Origin of the sequence: Pseudoalteromonas mucoides (assembly GCF_049257175.1) — a bacterium.
In the GTDB taxonomy this organism is placed as follows: Bacteria; Pseudomonadota; Gammaproteobacteria; order Enterobacterales; family Alteromonadaceae; genus Pseudoalteromonas.
Map to the genome: position 1 here is coordinate 209,599 of NZ_JBMMUC010000002.1, position 18,267 is coordinate 227,865.

An 18,267-nucleotide genomic window follows, 5' to 3' on the forward strand; every position below is an offset into this window, starting at 1 on the left:
TTATAACCATCCACTTTCTTGATCGCCTAACTGCTCATCGACTCTTTTAGCCAAATTCGAAATATCACCTAACTCAAATAGGTCTGCCACATTAAGTACCAAATCAAAAGTGTCATTAATATTTGCTATAAGCTGCATTGCCATAAGAGAATGCCCCCCTAAATCAAAGAAGTTACTAGTAACACTGATACGTTCCAGTTTAAATAACTGACCCCAAATACCTGCTAATTGCTTTTCAGTTTCTGATCCCGGCGCTATGTATTGTTGTTGAGCACACTCTTGCAGAGCTACAGTAAGTAGTGTTTTATCATCACGTTTGCCATTAAAGTTCACAGGCATCTCATCTAATAAAGCGTAATGACTTGGTACCATATAACTAGGTAGTTCACTTCGGATCTGCTGCCATAAGTATATTAAGGCTGCTTCATCTCCATCGGTTTCCAAGCAAAGGTATACAGATAGTCTCGGCTGTTCTTGATCTATTTTATTGACCAATACAGCGGCTTGACGCACCTCAGGGGATTGCTCAAACTGCCGCTCGATTTCTTGTAGTTCAACCCTAAATCCACGCAATTTCACTTGGTGATCTTTGCGTCCTTTGAAGTAAATTTGGTTATCCATGCCTATTCGTGCAATATCACCACTTCGATAGTAACGGGTTTGTTGGATGTGATCTTCTATAAACGCTTTATCTGTGGCTTCCAAGTCATTGCGATAACCATTAGCAAGGTTATCTCCATGCCAACAAAGCTCGCCTATAAACCCTGAAGGCAATATTTTACCGCTAGTATTTCGGATGCTGCATTGAGTGCCTGCAACTGGCTGACCAATTGCAATTTCCTGCTCTGGTGAGAAATTTCTAGGGACGTTATAGTAACTAGATACCACACTGTTTTCTGTCGGGCCATAGAGGTTGTAGATATTAACATCAGGGTCAAGCTCATATAAACGAGCCACTGCCTTACTTGGAAATTTATCGCCCCCAATGAACAACTGCTCAATTCCACAACTTCCACTCAACTGCTCACACCAAGGTTCAAATAAAGCGGGTGTGATTAGCATGGTATTTATATGATTATTAACAATAACATCATGAAGTTTATCAATAGCAATATGACGCTCTGGATAAAAGACTATAGTGCCACCATGTACTAATGGACCCCAGACTTCGAATACCGCCGCATCAAATGCCAAGGACAAGACCTGTAACATTCTCGTATTACTATCAAACGACCCAAACGACAATTGTGATAGCATAGAGTAAATTGCTTTATGACTCACTTCGACGCCTTTCGGTCTACCAGTAGTACCCGATGTATAGACAATATAAGCCAAACCATCACTGCGGCTGTAGTTAACTACCTCTTTATACTGGGTTGGGCTTGGCAATTGCGATAAGGAGTAGCAATTACTAGGTAAAAAGAAATCCAGAGACTCAGCTTTTAGCACCAAGCGGCATTTTGCATCCGACACGATATATTCCAGCCTTTCTTGTGGTGCGGTAGGATCCAGTGGTACATAAGTGCCACCGACTTGCATAATTGCTAGCTGAGCTACAAGTAACTCCACTGAACGATCAAATAACACCGCGACTGTATCTCCTTGACTAACTTTTAACTCCATAAGTTGTTGAGCTAGTTGTTGCGATCTTGAATCGAGCTCAGCATAACTCAAAGACTCCCCACCACAGATTACTGCTGTATCGCTACTTTCTTGCGCTGCAAAAGCTTGAATAGCCGAAACTATAGTTTGGTTTCCAATGTCATTACCAACAGCTCGTTGCATAAATACTTGTTCACTCAAATCATGATCAAGAATACCCAGTTTAGGATCTACTAGCATCGCTGATAGTAATTTATTAAACGCATTAGCTGCAATTTCAATACTTTGCTGTTTAAATAAATCACGGCAATACCCCCAAGTGAAATAAAGCCCAGACTCCGACTCATGTGCAGTCAAAGAGAGATCAAATTTAACATCTGAATTAATAGATCGTTGTACGTCGGTTACGGTCATATCACCCAAGTTATAAGTTACTTCTTGGTTATTCTGTAAAACAAAAAGAACCTGAAACAGTGGATGGTAAGCTGTACTTCTCTCTGGCTTAAGTTGTTCAACCAACAACTCAAATGGCATATCTTGATGCGATTGAGCATCTAAGTGCATTTTTTTGCTGGCTTTAAGTGCTTCTATAAAACTAGGGTTACTTGAGAACTGGTTACGCAACACTAAAGTATTAACAAAAAAGCCAATTAAATCCTCAATGTCTCTATGGGTTCGGTTTGCAACAACCGTCGCCATAACAATATCGTCTTCATTACTCCAAATACTAAGCATCGCAGAAAATGCTGTTTGTAATGTCATAAAGAGAGTCATTCCTTGTTGCTGAGATAGATCCTTTAACGCTTGAAGCGTTTTAGCATCCACCTCACTGCCGATGAAGTGACCTCGGTGAGACTGCTTTTTCGGCCTTGGGTAATCCAATGGGATACTGTGCAGTGCGGGACTACCATGCAGCTGGTTTCGCCAGTATTGGCTGTGCTGTTCTAAGGTATCTCCGCTCAGCAACTCACGCTGCCAAACTGCGTAATCACGATACTGCACAACCAAAGCTGGTAACTGGGGTATAACTTTATTGCTTATAGCGCGATATATTTCACTTAACTCTTGCCAGAATCGAGCAATAGACCAGCCATCGCAAATCACATGATGAAATACAAAGTTAACTAAGTGATGTGCATTACCTAGTTTGGCTAAATGTACTCTAAATGGCATATCTCTATTTAAATCAAATGTGGCTTTTGAAGTAGCGGCCAACCATTGCTCTCTAGTATTTTTATCTTTACCAGTGAGATCGACTTGCTCGATGACAACTAAGTACTCCTCTTTGCAATACTGCTGCAAAGAATCATTCAAAATAAATTGCGTTCTTAGACTCTGCTGACGCTGTACTAGTAGATTTAGTGTTTCCTGAAGCACTTTAACATCAAGTTCTCCAGTTAATTCATATGGGTACGGCATATTGTATAAGCTTGAATCTGGGTTTGATTTAGCAATAAACAATAACCGTTGTTGTGCATACGACACTGGTGAAGGGTTATGATGTGCCAATTTTTTAATATCAGTCATTTCTGACTTTTCAGACAAATTCTCTACAATTGTACTGAATTGCTCTAATGTTGAGGCTTCAAAAATGCTTCTAACTGGTACCTCAAGTTCAAGTTCCTCACGGATCCTCGATACAAGTTGTATCGCTAACAGCGAGTGGCCACCCAGCGCAAAAAAGTTATCATCCAAGCCCACCTTGTCCTGAGTTAACAAAATTTGCCAAATGTTAGCCAATTTACTTTGCATCAATGTCTTTGGCGCTCGAAATACCTGCTTTGATTGCCAGCTCGGTGCAGGTAAGGCTTTGCGATCAACTTTTCCGCTCATATTGAGGGGTAGCTGCTGCAATGGCATCCACGCCTTGGGGAGCATATATTCTGGTAAACATGCTGTTACATGTGCCTGTAATTGAGCTTCACTTAACTCAGAACCAGTACAATAATAAGCAACAAGGAGTGTCTGCCCTTTTGAATCTTGTTTAGGCATTACGCAACATTGGGTTACCTCATCAAGCTGCTGTATACAGACCTCTATTTCTGCCGTCTCAATACGATAACCATTCAACTTAATTTGGCTATCATTTCGGCCATAGTACATTATCTTGCCATTATTTAACCAACGCACTAAATCACCTGTACGGTACATATGCTGACCTGGGTTGCCATACTCCGGCAAGAAACTCAAATGAGTTTGCTCACTTGCGGCTCCTAGATAACCTAAACTAACACCTTCACCTGCAACATATAACTCACCAACAGCACCAATAGGCGCAAGCTCTAAATGCTCATCTAACACGTAAAACCTCGAATTACTTATTGGCTCCCCTAAAGGGATCGCAGAGCCCTCAGGTTGTGTGGTGACATCATTGAAACAACAACCGATTGTAGTTTCTGTTGGTCCATAGTGATTGTATATTTTTGCATTAGGTAACAGCAGCTTAATTTGATCATAAGTTTGGGAAGTAAACTCTTCTCCCCCCATCATCAGTGTATGTTTTTGTTCAATTGGAGAGTTAAGCTGCGACATTAATACTTCGATTTGAGTTGGAGTCACTTTTAGGTAAAGCGGTACTGGGCTCTCTTTAAGTATTTGCGCGGCACTCAAATATAAATTGTCATTGTTAGCAAGGTAAACTGTTTTACCACTTAGTAACGGTAAATAAATGTTTGGTATAGTCCCATCAAAGCTCACTGAGCTCATTAAAACTGAACCCTGTAAATCCGCGGTAAAGTAACTGCCTAGCGCTTGAGCTAAATAGTTTGCAATATTACCATGGCTTACCATCACACCTTTTGGTTGTCCTGTTGATCCTGAGGTGTAAATCACATAAGCAGGCATTAGGCTAGTAATTTCGACCCCAGGCTCACCCACTGTCGACTGCAGCAATTGCTGTATAGACTTACTATCAGTAAAACAACAAGAATAAGGTGCAAACTTTTCACTATCTCGCTCTGAAGTGATGATGCAATGCGCTCCAGAGTCCTGAATTAAATAGTCTATACGAGATTGTGGGTTTTCAGGGTCGATTGGTAAATAAGCGCCCCCGGCTCTTAAGACTGCAAACATACAAGTAATCAGCTCAATAGACTTGTCTAGGCTAATAGCAACGACCGTTCCCGGTTTGACTCCTTTATCAATCAGTAACTGGGCCCACTGGTTAATTTGCAGATCTAAATCCTTATAGCTAATACTTGACCCACCTTGGGCGATTGCAATAGCCTCAGGTGTTTGTTTCGCTTGTTGCGCAAACCAACCCGGCAAAATACAAGAGTGTTCAAAGCGCGTACCTGTATCATTCCACTGATTTAACTCAATTTTATCGGGTTTTGCCACAATGTTAAGTCTACTTAATGGCGTATCTGGCTCAGCCAATACAGCCGCAGTAAGAATTTCATAACTGCGAGCGATACGAGTAATCGTTTGATTGTCAAACAGCTCACTATTATATTCCCATGCTAAAACAATACCTCCACCAGGCTTTTCAAGGGTAGATAGCTTAATATCAAATTTACTTGTATCGCGCTCATAGCCCATAGGTTCAATTATTAAGTCTTTGGTATTCAGCTCATCAAACTCATTGTTTTGTAGTGCAAATAATATTTGGAACAAGGGTGAGTGATTCAAGCTACGCTCAGGCCTTAATACTTCGACTAAACGCTCAAAAGGCATCATTTGATTATCAAAAGCATCAAGTATCATGTTACTTTGTTGCTCTAAATTGTAGGAAAACCCCTCATTTAGAGATAAACGATTGCGCAATACTAAGGTGTTAACAAAGAAGCCCACTAAAGGCTCTACCTCTTCACGCTCCCGACCAGCTACTGGAGTACCAATCATAATATCTTCAGTACCGCTATATCGTGCTATAAGTACTGCAAACAATGATTCCAAGACCATAAATATAGAGCACCCATTTTGAGCTGCGACCATATTAAGTGCGTCACTCAGCTCTCCACCTAGTTCAGTTATAACTCGCTCTCCTTTAAAGGATTGAACGTTAGGCCGTGGCCTATCCAAAGGTAAACTGTGCAACTTAGGTGCATCTTTCAATGCAGCTTTCCAATATTCCTCAGCTAATTGCGATTCCTTTTGTTGTTCGTTTTGATGCTGCCAAACAGCATAATCTTTATACTGAATAGCAAGCTCAGGCAAAAGTAATGGTCTGGCTTCACAAATTTGTTGGTAGAGCTTAAATAACTCTCGCTCAAGCACTGCAAATGACCAGCCATCTACGGCAATATGGTGGATAACTATAGCTAAAACATATTCTGTTTCGCCAAGCTTAAAGAGCGAAGCTTTTACGGGCAAATCCGTATCTAATCTAAACTGTGTAGAAGCCAACTTATTTAATGTTTGAATAAGTTCATCTTCTCGGTCGGTATGATGGGTAAAATCTCTAAAAACCAGTGCAGCTTGTTCAGCACATACGACTTGCATAGGGCCTTGAGATTTATTCTCATAAACAGTACGCAAAATTTGATGGCGCTTACTTAGCTCCAAAAATGCTTGCTGTAATGCACTAACATTTAGCTTTCCACGTATTCTATAATTCGCTGGTACATTATAATTACGGCTTCCTTGTTCCATCTGATCGATAAACCATAATCGACTTTGGGCGAATGAAAGAGGATACCTATTATCCTCTTTATCGACCACTTGTATCTGAGCTTGCTTACTTTTTGTTGCGGCTTCAATAGCTTTGGCAAGCGCCGCTAATGTAGGCGTTTCAAACACTTGCTTTACACCGATATTAATAGAGAACTTTTGCTTTAATTGGGTTACAAGGCGCATTGCAAGTAAAGAGTGTCCACCAAGCTTAAAAAAGTTATCTTGTTTACCAACGGATGCTAAGGATAATAGCTGCTGCCATATTTCCGCGACTACCCGCTCTGTATTTGTATCTGGGGCAATAAATACATGATCCATTTCAGTATTTAACTGAGGTAGTTGCTGCTTATCAACCTTACCATTGTCTGTCAAAGGTAAATAATCAAGACGGTAGAATACGCTCGGACACATATAATCAGGCAATCTTGTTGATAGGTATTGCTGCAAGCTCTCATTACAATCTTGAGGAGCAACATAGTAAGCTATTAATTGACTACCCTGGTGAATATTAACTACTGCGTCACTTACTTTAGGATGTTGATTTAGAATCGTTTCAATTTCACCAAGCTCGATCCTAAAACCACGTAACTTAATTTGACTGTCCGCACGCGTTACGTATTGCAACTGTTCATCTTTATCCAACTGAACTAAGTCGCCTGTTCGATACCATAAATGGTTAGCTAAAATGCCACCACCACGAATAAAGCGCTCCGCAGTCAATTCTGCATTATTTAAATAACCTAAAGCAACGTGAGTTCCTGCAATATAAAGCTCACCAACGCACCCGGGTAATACTGGGTTTTGATATTTATCTAAGATTAACGCTTGGTTTCCTGACACTAATTTACCAATCGGTGGTAGCTGCGGCCACAACTGACTTGCATGGGACAAAACATACTCTGTAACCACATGAGTTTCCGAAGGTCCATAGTGATTGATTAATAGGCATTTAGAGTGATGTGCAAAGAATGCTCTAATTTCTTTGGTACTTTGGAGCTGCTCCCCTGCAGTGATAATTTGCTTTAGGTGGCGCAATGTTTCATTACTCGCGACCACTTCTCCACAAAATACAGACAGTACTGCAAATGGTACAAACAGACGTACAATTTCTTGCTGTTTTATAATGTCGATCAATGCAGCCATATCTGTTCGAGCTGTTTGATCTATGACATATAGCTCACTGCCTGTTGTAAGTGCAGTACATATTTCTTGCAATGACACATCAAAATTCAAAGACGCAAACTGTAATGTTTTAGCTTTCGATGCCAACGCATTGTTTTCACGACGTTGAAATTTCAACAAGTTGGAGAGAGTCCGGTGTGCAACTGCTACGCCCTTCGGTTTGCCTGTTGAACCAGATGTATGAATCACATAGGCAGGATCATTTAGTTGATTTTGCCAAGGCTTTACTAGCTTGGTTATTGTCAGCTCGGTTAGTTGTTCAATAAAAAGCAGTTTGCCAACTTTAGGTCGTCCTGTTTCGTTCAATTTTTCACTAACGATTGCAAATTTGACCTGATTATCATGGCAAATAGTATTTACTCGTGCACTTGGCCACTGACTATCTATAGGCATATATACAGCCCCAAGGTGCCATAACGAGAAAATAGTAAGGATAGCGTCAACTCCCCTTGGCAGCATAACTACCACTTCATCCTGTGGGCTAACCCCCATACTATGTAAAGCAGAACTCAACTGCGTTATTCGCGCCTCAATTTGGCTGTAATTTAAGCTGATATTTTTATCGCTTAAAGCAGGGGCGTCACTAAGCCGTGCTGCAGTATTAAGGAACATGGGAATTACCTGATCGTTTAAACCCAATGGTACTACATCGCTACCAATATGAGGGGTGGCGCTAGAAACCACCTGGAATGTAGTAATTGCTTTCTCAGGCGACTGTACAATTTGCGAAACGATTAGGTGTAAGGCTTCATCAAAACGCGCTATACGGCTCTCATCAAATAAGTCGGTATTGTATTCCCAAGATAGTCCAAGCCCCTCGTCATTTTCAATCATGCTTAGAGTGATATCAAATTTTGCTAACGCCGCTTTACTTCGCTCCACATCGATGTTCAATGTACTACTTTCTATATCAACCGATTGGTTATTATGTAATACCAACATAATTTGAAACAGGGGGCTATAAGCTAAACTCCGTTCAGGTGCGAGACTTTCTACTAGCGCTTCAAATGGCACATCTTGGTTTGTTTGAGCCTCCAACATATAGTCTTTACTTTGCGACAGAATATCATTAAATGTATCTGAGCTATTAAATTTGGTTCGCATGACTAACGTGTTGACGAAGAAACCTACCAAACCTATTAGCTCTTCTCTACGTCGGTTAGCAACTGGTGTGCCTAGTACAATATCATCCTGATGGCTTAATTTATGTAGTAACAAGCTAAACGCTGACTGCAATACCATATATAAAGTGGTATTCGTTTGATTACCTAGTTGTTGTAATGCAGTTAACTGAGCTTTACTCAATTGCGAATCGTACCATGCCCCTCTGTACGTTTGTTTAGCAGGTCTAGGCCGGTCAGTAGGTAATTCATGAACTGCAGGAATGCCTGCCAGGGCTTGGTGCCAGAAACCAACTTGACGTTCAAGCTGTTCCCCCTGTAACCATTCACGTTGCCACATAGCAAAATCAGCATACTGAATAGGTAACTCTGACAATGAAAGCTTTTGGCCATTTTTCAAAGCATCATACTGTTGAATAAATTCATTTGTAATCAGCCCCATCGACCAGCCATCTGCCACAATATGATGCACTGTTAGCAGTAGCTTAAACTGACATGTCTGCTCTTTAATAACAGTAACATGTACCATTGGATCACAACTTAAATCTATCGATAGAGTCGCAGCCTGAGTAATAGCTAATTGTAATTGCTGTTGTTTCTGAGGTTCAGGCAATAAACTAAGATCTTTGAAACCTATCGTAAAGTTATCAGCATTAGAGGCTATTTGGCGACCTTCTCCTTGGTAGTTCACAAATCGAGTACGTAATACTTCATGTCTTGCCAGTAAAGCTTTAAACGCTAGTTCTATCAACTGCACATCAACATCTGAATTAATCACATACATCATAGGAATATTATAGTTACCGCTGTTTCCTTCTAGCTGATTAATAAACCACATACGCTGCTGCGCAAATGACAATGGTGCACCCTCAATAGGTCGCTCTTGTCTTTTCGGTTGCGCGCTTTGCTCAAGTTGTACAGAGCTGTCGATTAGCCTAGCTTGTTTTACAATTGTATTAGCAGTAAATACTGACTTAACTGGTAACTCAACATTAAACTCAGCAATAATTGCAGTCACCAATCTAGTTGCAAGTAATGAGTGTCCCCCAAGATGAAAGAAGTTATCACTGATACTGATTACATCTGTTTGTAATAATTGTTGCCAAATCTGTTGCAAGCGTTTTTCAGTATGAGACTTAGCTGCGGTAAAGTCATTGCGTTGTTCGAACTCAAACATAGGCAAACGACTACGGTCAACTTTGCCATTGGGTCGATAGTTAAATTGCTCCACGCACATATATGCTTCTGGTAACATATACTCAGGAAGCTTCTGCCCCAAAGAGTCACGAAGTTCTTCTAATAGTGTAGCCTGTTCGCAACTTTCAACTTGAGTTAAAATATAGCTCATCAAGCGCTGTTTCTGTGGTTCAAATACAACAATGGCATTTTGAACTTTAGGATGACAACTTATCTGTGCTTCTATTTCACCTATTTCGATTCGATAACCACGAATTTTAATTTGATAGTCCTTACGCCCCAGGCAATGGAGTCGACCAGCCTCATCTAGTCGACCTAAATCACCCGTAGCATAAATTCGACCTATTGCAGACTCAATAAAAGCGGCTGCAGTTTGTGTTTTTTGGTTAAAATAACCAGCTGCAAGGCTATGCCCTGCAATGACTATTTCCCCAACAGCACCTGGCGGGACTGGATTAAGGTTTTTATCCAGTAGAACGACTTGGGTATTCGTAATTGCATGCCCAATAGGAACATATAACGTATTTGTTAGTGTCTGTTGCGTAATCCGATAATGTGTTACATCTGACATTACCTCTGTTGAACCATAGAGGTTAACCAACTCTACCCCGCTGAGCACTTTCAATGCTTGCCTAGCAAGGTTGGTTGATAATGGCTCCCCACTGACAAACCAGTATTTAAGATGCGGTAATTTAAACCCAGTTTGAGACATATATTCGATTGCAATATTGAGTAAAGAAGGAGCTGTTACTACTCGGTTAACTTTTTTATGATCTAATACTTTTAGCAACTCAGGGACTTGTTTTACCAACTCACGGTCAACCAAGTGCATGGTGACACCTTGTAGTAGAGGTGTAAATAACTCCCAAACTGCTCGAATAAATGCCATAGAGGTAATATGGCATGTCTGCTCTTCACTTTTAAGTGGATACTCTTTCGCCATCCAGTTTACCCGATTTAAAGTAGCAGCATGGGTTCCGAGCACTCCTTTTGGATTGCCTGTCGAGCCAGAAGTAAAGATAATATGCGCACCATCATCTGGTTTTATTAATACATCAAAAATAGGCGTCTTAGGCTGACTAACTATTTCATCAACGACTTGCTGAAAGTCAATATCAAGCACTTCAGCATTTATATGCCAATTGACAACTTGGCTATTTGCATTACTTAGGACTAGTTTGCAGCTTACTTCATCGACCATGAACTCACACCTCTGCTGAGGTAGTTCAGTAGAAATAGGAACATACACAGCACCTAACTTGATCACTGCGATAATTGCCACCACTCGCGGTAAAGATCTAGACATGCATACAGCAATTCTATCTCCTTGCATTACTCCCTTTGCGCTCAAATAATTTGCAAGCTGAGTAGCCTGTTCATCTAATGCTAGATAACTAATCGTTTGATCGCCATCAACTAATGCATCAACATTTGCACAACGCAATACTACCTGTTGCCACTGTGACTCAATAGTAGCCGAATTTGATATTCCAGCTAATGGGGTTGGTAATTTGGCGATATCACTCCAACAATGAGATAAAATAGCAGTATCAGGCTCTTTACATGCAACTGTTAGTAAGTATTCAAACTCATTAGCAATCATGGCAATTGTTGCAGGTCTAAATAACCTGGCATCATAAGCCCAAGTCAGTGCGTAACCTTCAGCACGGCGCGACAAATATAATGTAAGATCATATTTATTATCAAAATCACCTAACTCTAAACCTGCCACATTGAGTCCAGGTATATCTAGTTCAGGCTGCTCGTGACCATCATAGTTAATTAATACTTGAAATAGCGGAGCATGTTGTAAGTTCCTCTCGGGATTTAGCAGTTCTACCAAACGTTCAAATGGCAGGTTGGCAAACTCATGAGCTGCTAAATGACTGTCTTTAGCCTGTTGTAAGAGATCCCTCAAGCTTGGTGAAGAACTTAAATCAAGGCGCAAGACTACTGAATTGAGAAATAATCCTATGACGTTTTGTAACATAGCATCATTACGATTAGAAACCGGTGTACCGACTACAATATCATCTTCATTACTCCAGCGAGCCAACAAGGCCGCGAAAACACTATGTAAAAGCATAAATGAAGAAGCTTGCATAGAGGCAGATAACTCATCTACCTGCGCACTTAAATTTGCTGGTAATAACTGTTGATGAAAGCCGCCTTTAAAAGGTTGCTGGCTATCACGAGGACTATCCAATGGAATACTATGTACCGTAGGTATACCATCTAGCTGAGATTGCCAGTAACGCTCACTATCATTTACTGCAATAACATTTTTGGGGTCACGCTGCCATTTAGCAAAATCACAGTACTGGGCCTCTAATAATTCACTTTCTATTTCCCCATCGGTTAGAAAGTCATTGTATTTATCAAATAGCGATTGTTCGAAAATACCATATGAACCACCATCAGTAACGATATGGTGCATGCATATCATCAAAATATGTTTTTTAGGTGCAATACAGCATAATTCAACGCGAATTACTTCACCCGCTTGTAGATTAAACGGACGAGCATTAAACGTATTAAAATGTGACTGGATTTGCTCTTGACTAACGTTTACCTCGTTTAATTGAAATGGAGTTTCAGCTAAAGGCAAGCTACGCTGTAAAACCCGTTGCTCAGTGTCTATTTCAAATACTTTGAACTGACTACGTAAACTCGCTTGTGTGGTTATGACACTTTCAAAAGCTTTACGTAGTGCATCAACGTTGAGTTCTCCATCTAAAACATAGCCTGCTGGCATGTGGTAACTAGATGATTCAGGATTGAGCTGTTGCATAAACCACAGTCGTTCTTGAGCAAAACTTAACACACTCCATTGACCCTCGGTCACCGTTGCAGTTAATTTAAGCCCTTTCGTTTGACTTTGTGATCCATCGATTAACTTTGCAAGCTCTAAAATAGTACTATGACTAAAAATAACTTTTAGCGGTAACTGTAAGTCATATGCTTTCTCTATTTCTATTAACATTCGAGTAGCGAGTAGCGAATGCCCACCGAGTTTAAAGAAGTTACAATCGATGCTAATTTTGCTCTCAATAATTTTTAATAACTTAGCCCACACTCCAACTAAAAATGCTTCAGTTGCTGTGGTTGCGCTAATTATTTCATTATTTTCAACTACGATATTCTGAAGCTTAGACAATACTTTTTCTTTATCTAACTTGCCATTTTTAGTAAGAGGTAAGGCCTGAAAAAAAGCAAATAGATCAGGTACCATATAGTCTGGAAGCACCTTAGAAAGTGCTTGAGTTAAACTGTTCTGCCACTCACTTAGAACAACTTCGCTTTGACCAACTACGACAGCAGCTAGCTGCTGCTGGTTCTGACTATCGGTGAATGTAAAACATCGAGCTTGAGAGACAAACTCACAAGCTTGCATTGCTAAATCAATCTCATTGAGCTCAACTCTGAAACCACGGATTTTAACCTGATCATCGTTTCGCCCTAAGTATTCAAATTTTCCGTTACCATTCAACCTAACTCTATCCCCAGTGCGGTAGTAACGCTTACCATCAAGAGCAACCGGAAACTGTTCAGCAGATAATACATCGCGACCCAGGTAACCTAACGCTAGTTGAGGCCCACTAACATACAGCTCCCCCATTGCACCTCTAGGTACTGATTGACCATTGCTATCAATAATTTGTAAATTGCATTCTCCGATAGCTTGTCCAATATAAGCATACCCTGTGCGCGAAAAATCAGTGATGCATTCAGCACTAGCTACATGGGTTTCAGTTGGGCCGTAGTGGTTCCATAGGGTAATAGCGTGCTCTGTACACCAATCATTTATAGCACTAGAGAGATACAGTGCTTCCCCTGCAACTATTACTTCTCGTAAATTACATGCTTGTTCACTTTTGCTCCCCCCTTCAGCAATAATTTGCAGCACGGCCGGTGGACAAAATAAGCGCTCTACATTGCTTTGTGACAGTAACCGTACAAGCTGTGCCAAATTTTCCTTTTGTTGTTCATTAATAACAATCAAGGTGCTTGCCGTATACCAGCAAGTCACCAACTCTTGCACTGACACATCAAATGTCAAAGGGGTAAACTGCAACGTTCTCAATGACCCCTTCAACCCGCTGCTGCTTTGTTGAGTCGCCACTAAGTGACAAATTGTTCGGTGTGTTTGTAACACTCCTTTGGGTTCCCCTGTGGTACCAGAGGTATAAATCACGTATGCAGGATCATCACCACTAATTGCTACCGCTGGTGTAAATTTACATTTGTCATATTGGCTAAGCTGAGTAATCAGCTGAGAATATGGCAAAGCAATAGTCGATAATTCCAGTTCGTTGGAAAGTTCTGTTAAATTGCACTCATCTGCAGTTTCTATCACATTTTGAGCACCGCTATTTTGCAGTATAAAACGCAGTCGTTGTCTAGGAAGCTTAAGATCGATTGGCACATAAGCCGCTCCTAAAATGAGGACTGCAGCGATTGCTAGATAGGTACTCGGTGCTCGAACGCTAGTTATAGCTACTATTTGATACTGTCTAACGCCTTGCTGATGCAGTAACCTAGCAAGCTGGTTAGCTTGAGTAACAAAACTCTTATAATCCCAACTAAATGAGCCAAAATCAAAGGCTAGTTCCTCGCAGTACTTGCTAGCTGCTAATTGTATGATATCAGCAATAGAATTAGGGTAATTCACCACGCTATCTTTTACTGAAGGCAAGAGAGGCGTAACAGATGCTAATTCTGATAACCTACTCTCAGGTTGAGCCAGCACCCTCGTACATAAATGCACAAAGGTATCCGATAAGGATCGAATAGTAACTTCCTCAAATAAGTCACTATTATACTCCCAATCAAAGTGTATCCGCTCTTCTTGCTCTATGACCGAGAGAGTCAAATCAAATTTACTTTGCTCAAACTCTACCGTATGCTCTTGCAGCTCAACGCCATTTATTTCCCATGCTTGGGAGTGTTGGCTTTGAACGACTAATAGTATTTGAAACAATGGGTTGAAACGATTATTACGCTCTTGCTGTAAATCAGCAACTAGAGTTTCGAAGGACACATTTTGATTATCAAAAGCGGCTAATGCAGTTGCTTTACTAGTTGTTAATAACTGTGAAAAAGACTGCTCTAAATCCGTTTCCATTCTCAATACTACCGTGTTAGCAAAGAAGCCCAGCATTTTTTGAGTTTCTACCATTTCACGATTAGCAACCGGCGTTCCGATGACAATATCTTGACTGCCACTAAATTTACTTAACACTGCGCTCAACAATCCATGCATCGCCATAAAAACACTACAGCCACTTTGCTTACAATAATTTTTGAGTGTAGTGGTAGTCGATTCATTTAACTGGCTAAAAACCACTTGCCCCTTATGAGACATGCTTTCTGGCCTTGGTTTATCCAATGGAAAATCATGGACAGCAGGCAGGTTGGCTAACTTCTCACGCCAGTATTTAAGTTGTAATTCATATTTATTTTTTTCAACTTGGCTTTGCTCCCACACAGCATAATCTGCGTATTGCAATGACGTGATTGCTAAATTACTAGCATCACCATTAAGTCGATATAACTCACTCAACTCATCCATAAATAGCTCAAGCCCAGAACCATCCATTGCAACGTGATGAAAATTGAATAAAAGAGTGTAACGTTCATCGCTACGAATAAACGCATAGGCCCTAAATAAAATTTGCTGATTTAACTTAAATGGCTCTCGTGCTAAGCGAGCTAAATGGTCATCTAACTCAGTAATCGTTTTATCCACAACATTATATTTACTAAGAACAAATAGCTCGCTCTCAAGTACCTTTTGGTATGGGCCTTGTTCATCTTGGCAAAGACAAGTACGAAGTACTTCGTGGCGTTCAACTAAGGCTATCAGTGCTTGTTCCAAAATATCTAAATCGAGTTCACCACTAAAATCAAACGCAAATGGCATATTGTATTGCGCACTTTGTCCCTCCATCTGATCAACTAGCCATAAGCGCTGCTGTGCATCACTTAAAGGTAGACGTTTTGGCCTTGGTAAGATTTCTAGTTGTAATAGCTCAGTCTCCTGGCTCCGCTCTGTAAGCTGTTGCGCCAATAGTCGTATAGTTGGAAACTTGAACACATCAGAAACGTTGATTGAATAGCTATATTCTTGTTTTATTCGAGCAACTAATTTACTGGCTGCTAATGAGTGACCACCAAGCATAAAAAAGTTTGCTTCCACACTTATTTCCCCAGCTTCTAGGCATAAAATGTCGCCCCATAGTCGCTGTAGAAATTGCTCCGTTGAATTAGCTGGTGCCTCATACTCTGTTTGTGTCAGTGTGACCTTAGGCAGTGCATTATAATTTATCTTTCCACTTACCTTGTATGGTATCTGATCGATTCGTATGTAAAAACTAGGGTGCATGTACTGTGGTAAATGAGTATGAGCAAGACTTTTTAGCAATTCAATAATGTGATCTTCTTTATTTTTGTCATTATCACCTCCTACAAAATAGGCTACTAAACTTGTGTCATGAATCAACACTACTACTTGTGATACCAGTTCACATTTGTTAAGTACGGCTTCTATTTCACCTAGTTCAATTCTCAAACCTCGAAGTTTCACTTGATGATCGACGCGCCCCAAGTACTCTAATTGACCATTATGGTTCCAGCGAGCCAAATCACCTGAGCGATATAATGTACCTGTATGGAATGGATTATCTAAAAACACTTTTTTGGTATGTTGTGGGCTATTTAGATAACCATTAGTAACACTTTTACCTGCAATATAAAGCTCACCCTTTGCCCCAACTGGTAGACAACGTTGATATTGATCCAAAATATACAGTTGGGTATTTGCAATCGCATTTCCCAAATGGGGATAACCAGTATCCACTTTGGTTTGCGTAACTTGAACTGTTGCCTCAGTAGGGCCGTAAGCGTTGTAGAAAACTACATCGTGATCTTTACTGTAGGCCGAGAGTTGCTGCCATAACGGTTGATTTAATGCTTCTCCCCCTAAAATCAAACTGGGCATTTTCAACGCTGTATTTTCCAACATTTGCTCAGCAAAAGATGGAGTAGCAAACGAAAAATTTATACTGTGCTGTCGACAGAAATGCATATAAGCGCAAGGGTCTTTTGCAACTTCATCTTCAGTAATAATTAACCGACCACCCCGAGCTAGGACTGCCAAACCAAAAAGTGATGCGTCAAAAATAAGAGGAGCCCGCCATCCCCAACGTACATCAGACAAACAACGGTCCCCAAACGTTTCATCTACCCAACTGGCAATAAACTGCGCTAAATTTTGTTGACTAACACACACCCCTTTAGGCTCACCTGTTGAACCTGAAGTAAATAGCAAATAAGCATTGCTAACTGGGGAAATAGTTAGTTTATGATGTTCTGCTTCAATATTATCAATATCAACTATCACAACTTGAGGCTCAAACATCGAAGCTAAGACTACGTCTTTGGCGAGTAAAAAGCGGATGTTTGCTTGTCGACAAATATTTTCAATACGTGCTTTCGGGTAATCCTGTGCTAAAGGAACAAAAGCAGCGCCGCATAGTTGGGCTGCATAAATAACAACAACAGCATCAATACTACGAGGAATATATAATCCAATATTTTCCCCAGCCTTTAGCCCTAAAAGCTGTAAGTGGGTTGCCAATTTAGTAGCACGTTGATGTAATTGAGAATAACTAATCTCTGTACTACCTTGCTCAATCGCAATTAGATCTGGTGTATGTTTCGCTCGCTTGACAAGTAATGAGACAAAATCGTCATCAATGTCTAATAAAGGGCCCGAGCCTAAAGCTATGATGCTATTTTGCTGTTCTGTAGTAATTAAACTAGGTAACGCCTCTAAACGTTGATGACTATTGTTGAGTAACAGACTAATACTATTGATTAGCTGCGACAATATCGTCTGCGCTGTTGCAAAACTGAATATATCTTCACTGTAATCTATTTCAACTAAAACACTGCCAGCTTGCTGTTCTGTAGCACTGAGAGTTAAATCAAACTTAGCAAAACTGTTTTGCTCGGCCATTGTCTCACATTGCAATTCACCGAGTGTTATGCTTTCAGTATGTTCCACTGTAAGATAACTAAACATGATTTGAAATAGTGGATGTATACTAGCTGCTCGCTCAGGGTTTAACTCTTCCACCAACGTCTCAAAAGGGTAAGCCTGGTTTTCATAAGCATCAAGAAAAACACTATTTTGCTGAGTTACAAACTCAGAAAAGCTTAGGTTTTGTGCTACGTTTGAACGAAGCACAACACTATTTACGAAATAACCAATCATCTGCTCAGAATGTTCTTGTTGACGATTCGCCATAGGCGTACCCATCACAATGTCCTGCTCTTGACTAAGCGTAGCTATCACCCAAGCAAATGCACTTTGCATCACCACAAATGGTGTAGTTTGATGGCTTAATGCAAACTCGCGAACATACTCAGCTTGCTTAGAATCTAACAGAGCCGACAATGTGCTCGCTTGATAACTTGGATCAATAGGCCTAGCTCTATCAAGTGGTAGTGCATGTTGAACTGGTAACTCCGCAAGCTGCTTGTGCCA

At 40.6% G+C, this 18,267-nt stretch carries 1 protein-coding gene (only partly in view); it reads right to left on the reverse strand.

Features of this window, described 5'->3' with window-relative positions; all coding sequences use genetic code 11:
- Positions 1 to 18,267 carry the 3' portion of a non-ribosomal peptide synthetase gene (locus AAEU30_RS02605; RefSeq protein WP_421959187.1) on the reverse strand. Its footprint extends 9,252 nt past the window's final position, so only the last 18,267 of its 27,519 coding nucleotides appear in the window; its start codon lies off the right edge, out of view; the stop codon is at positions 1 to 3.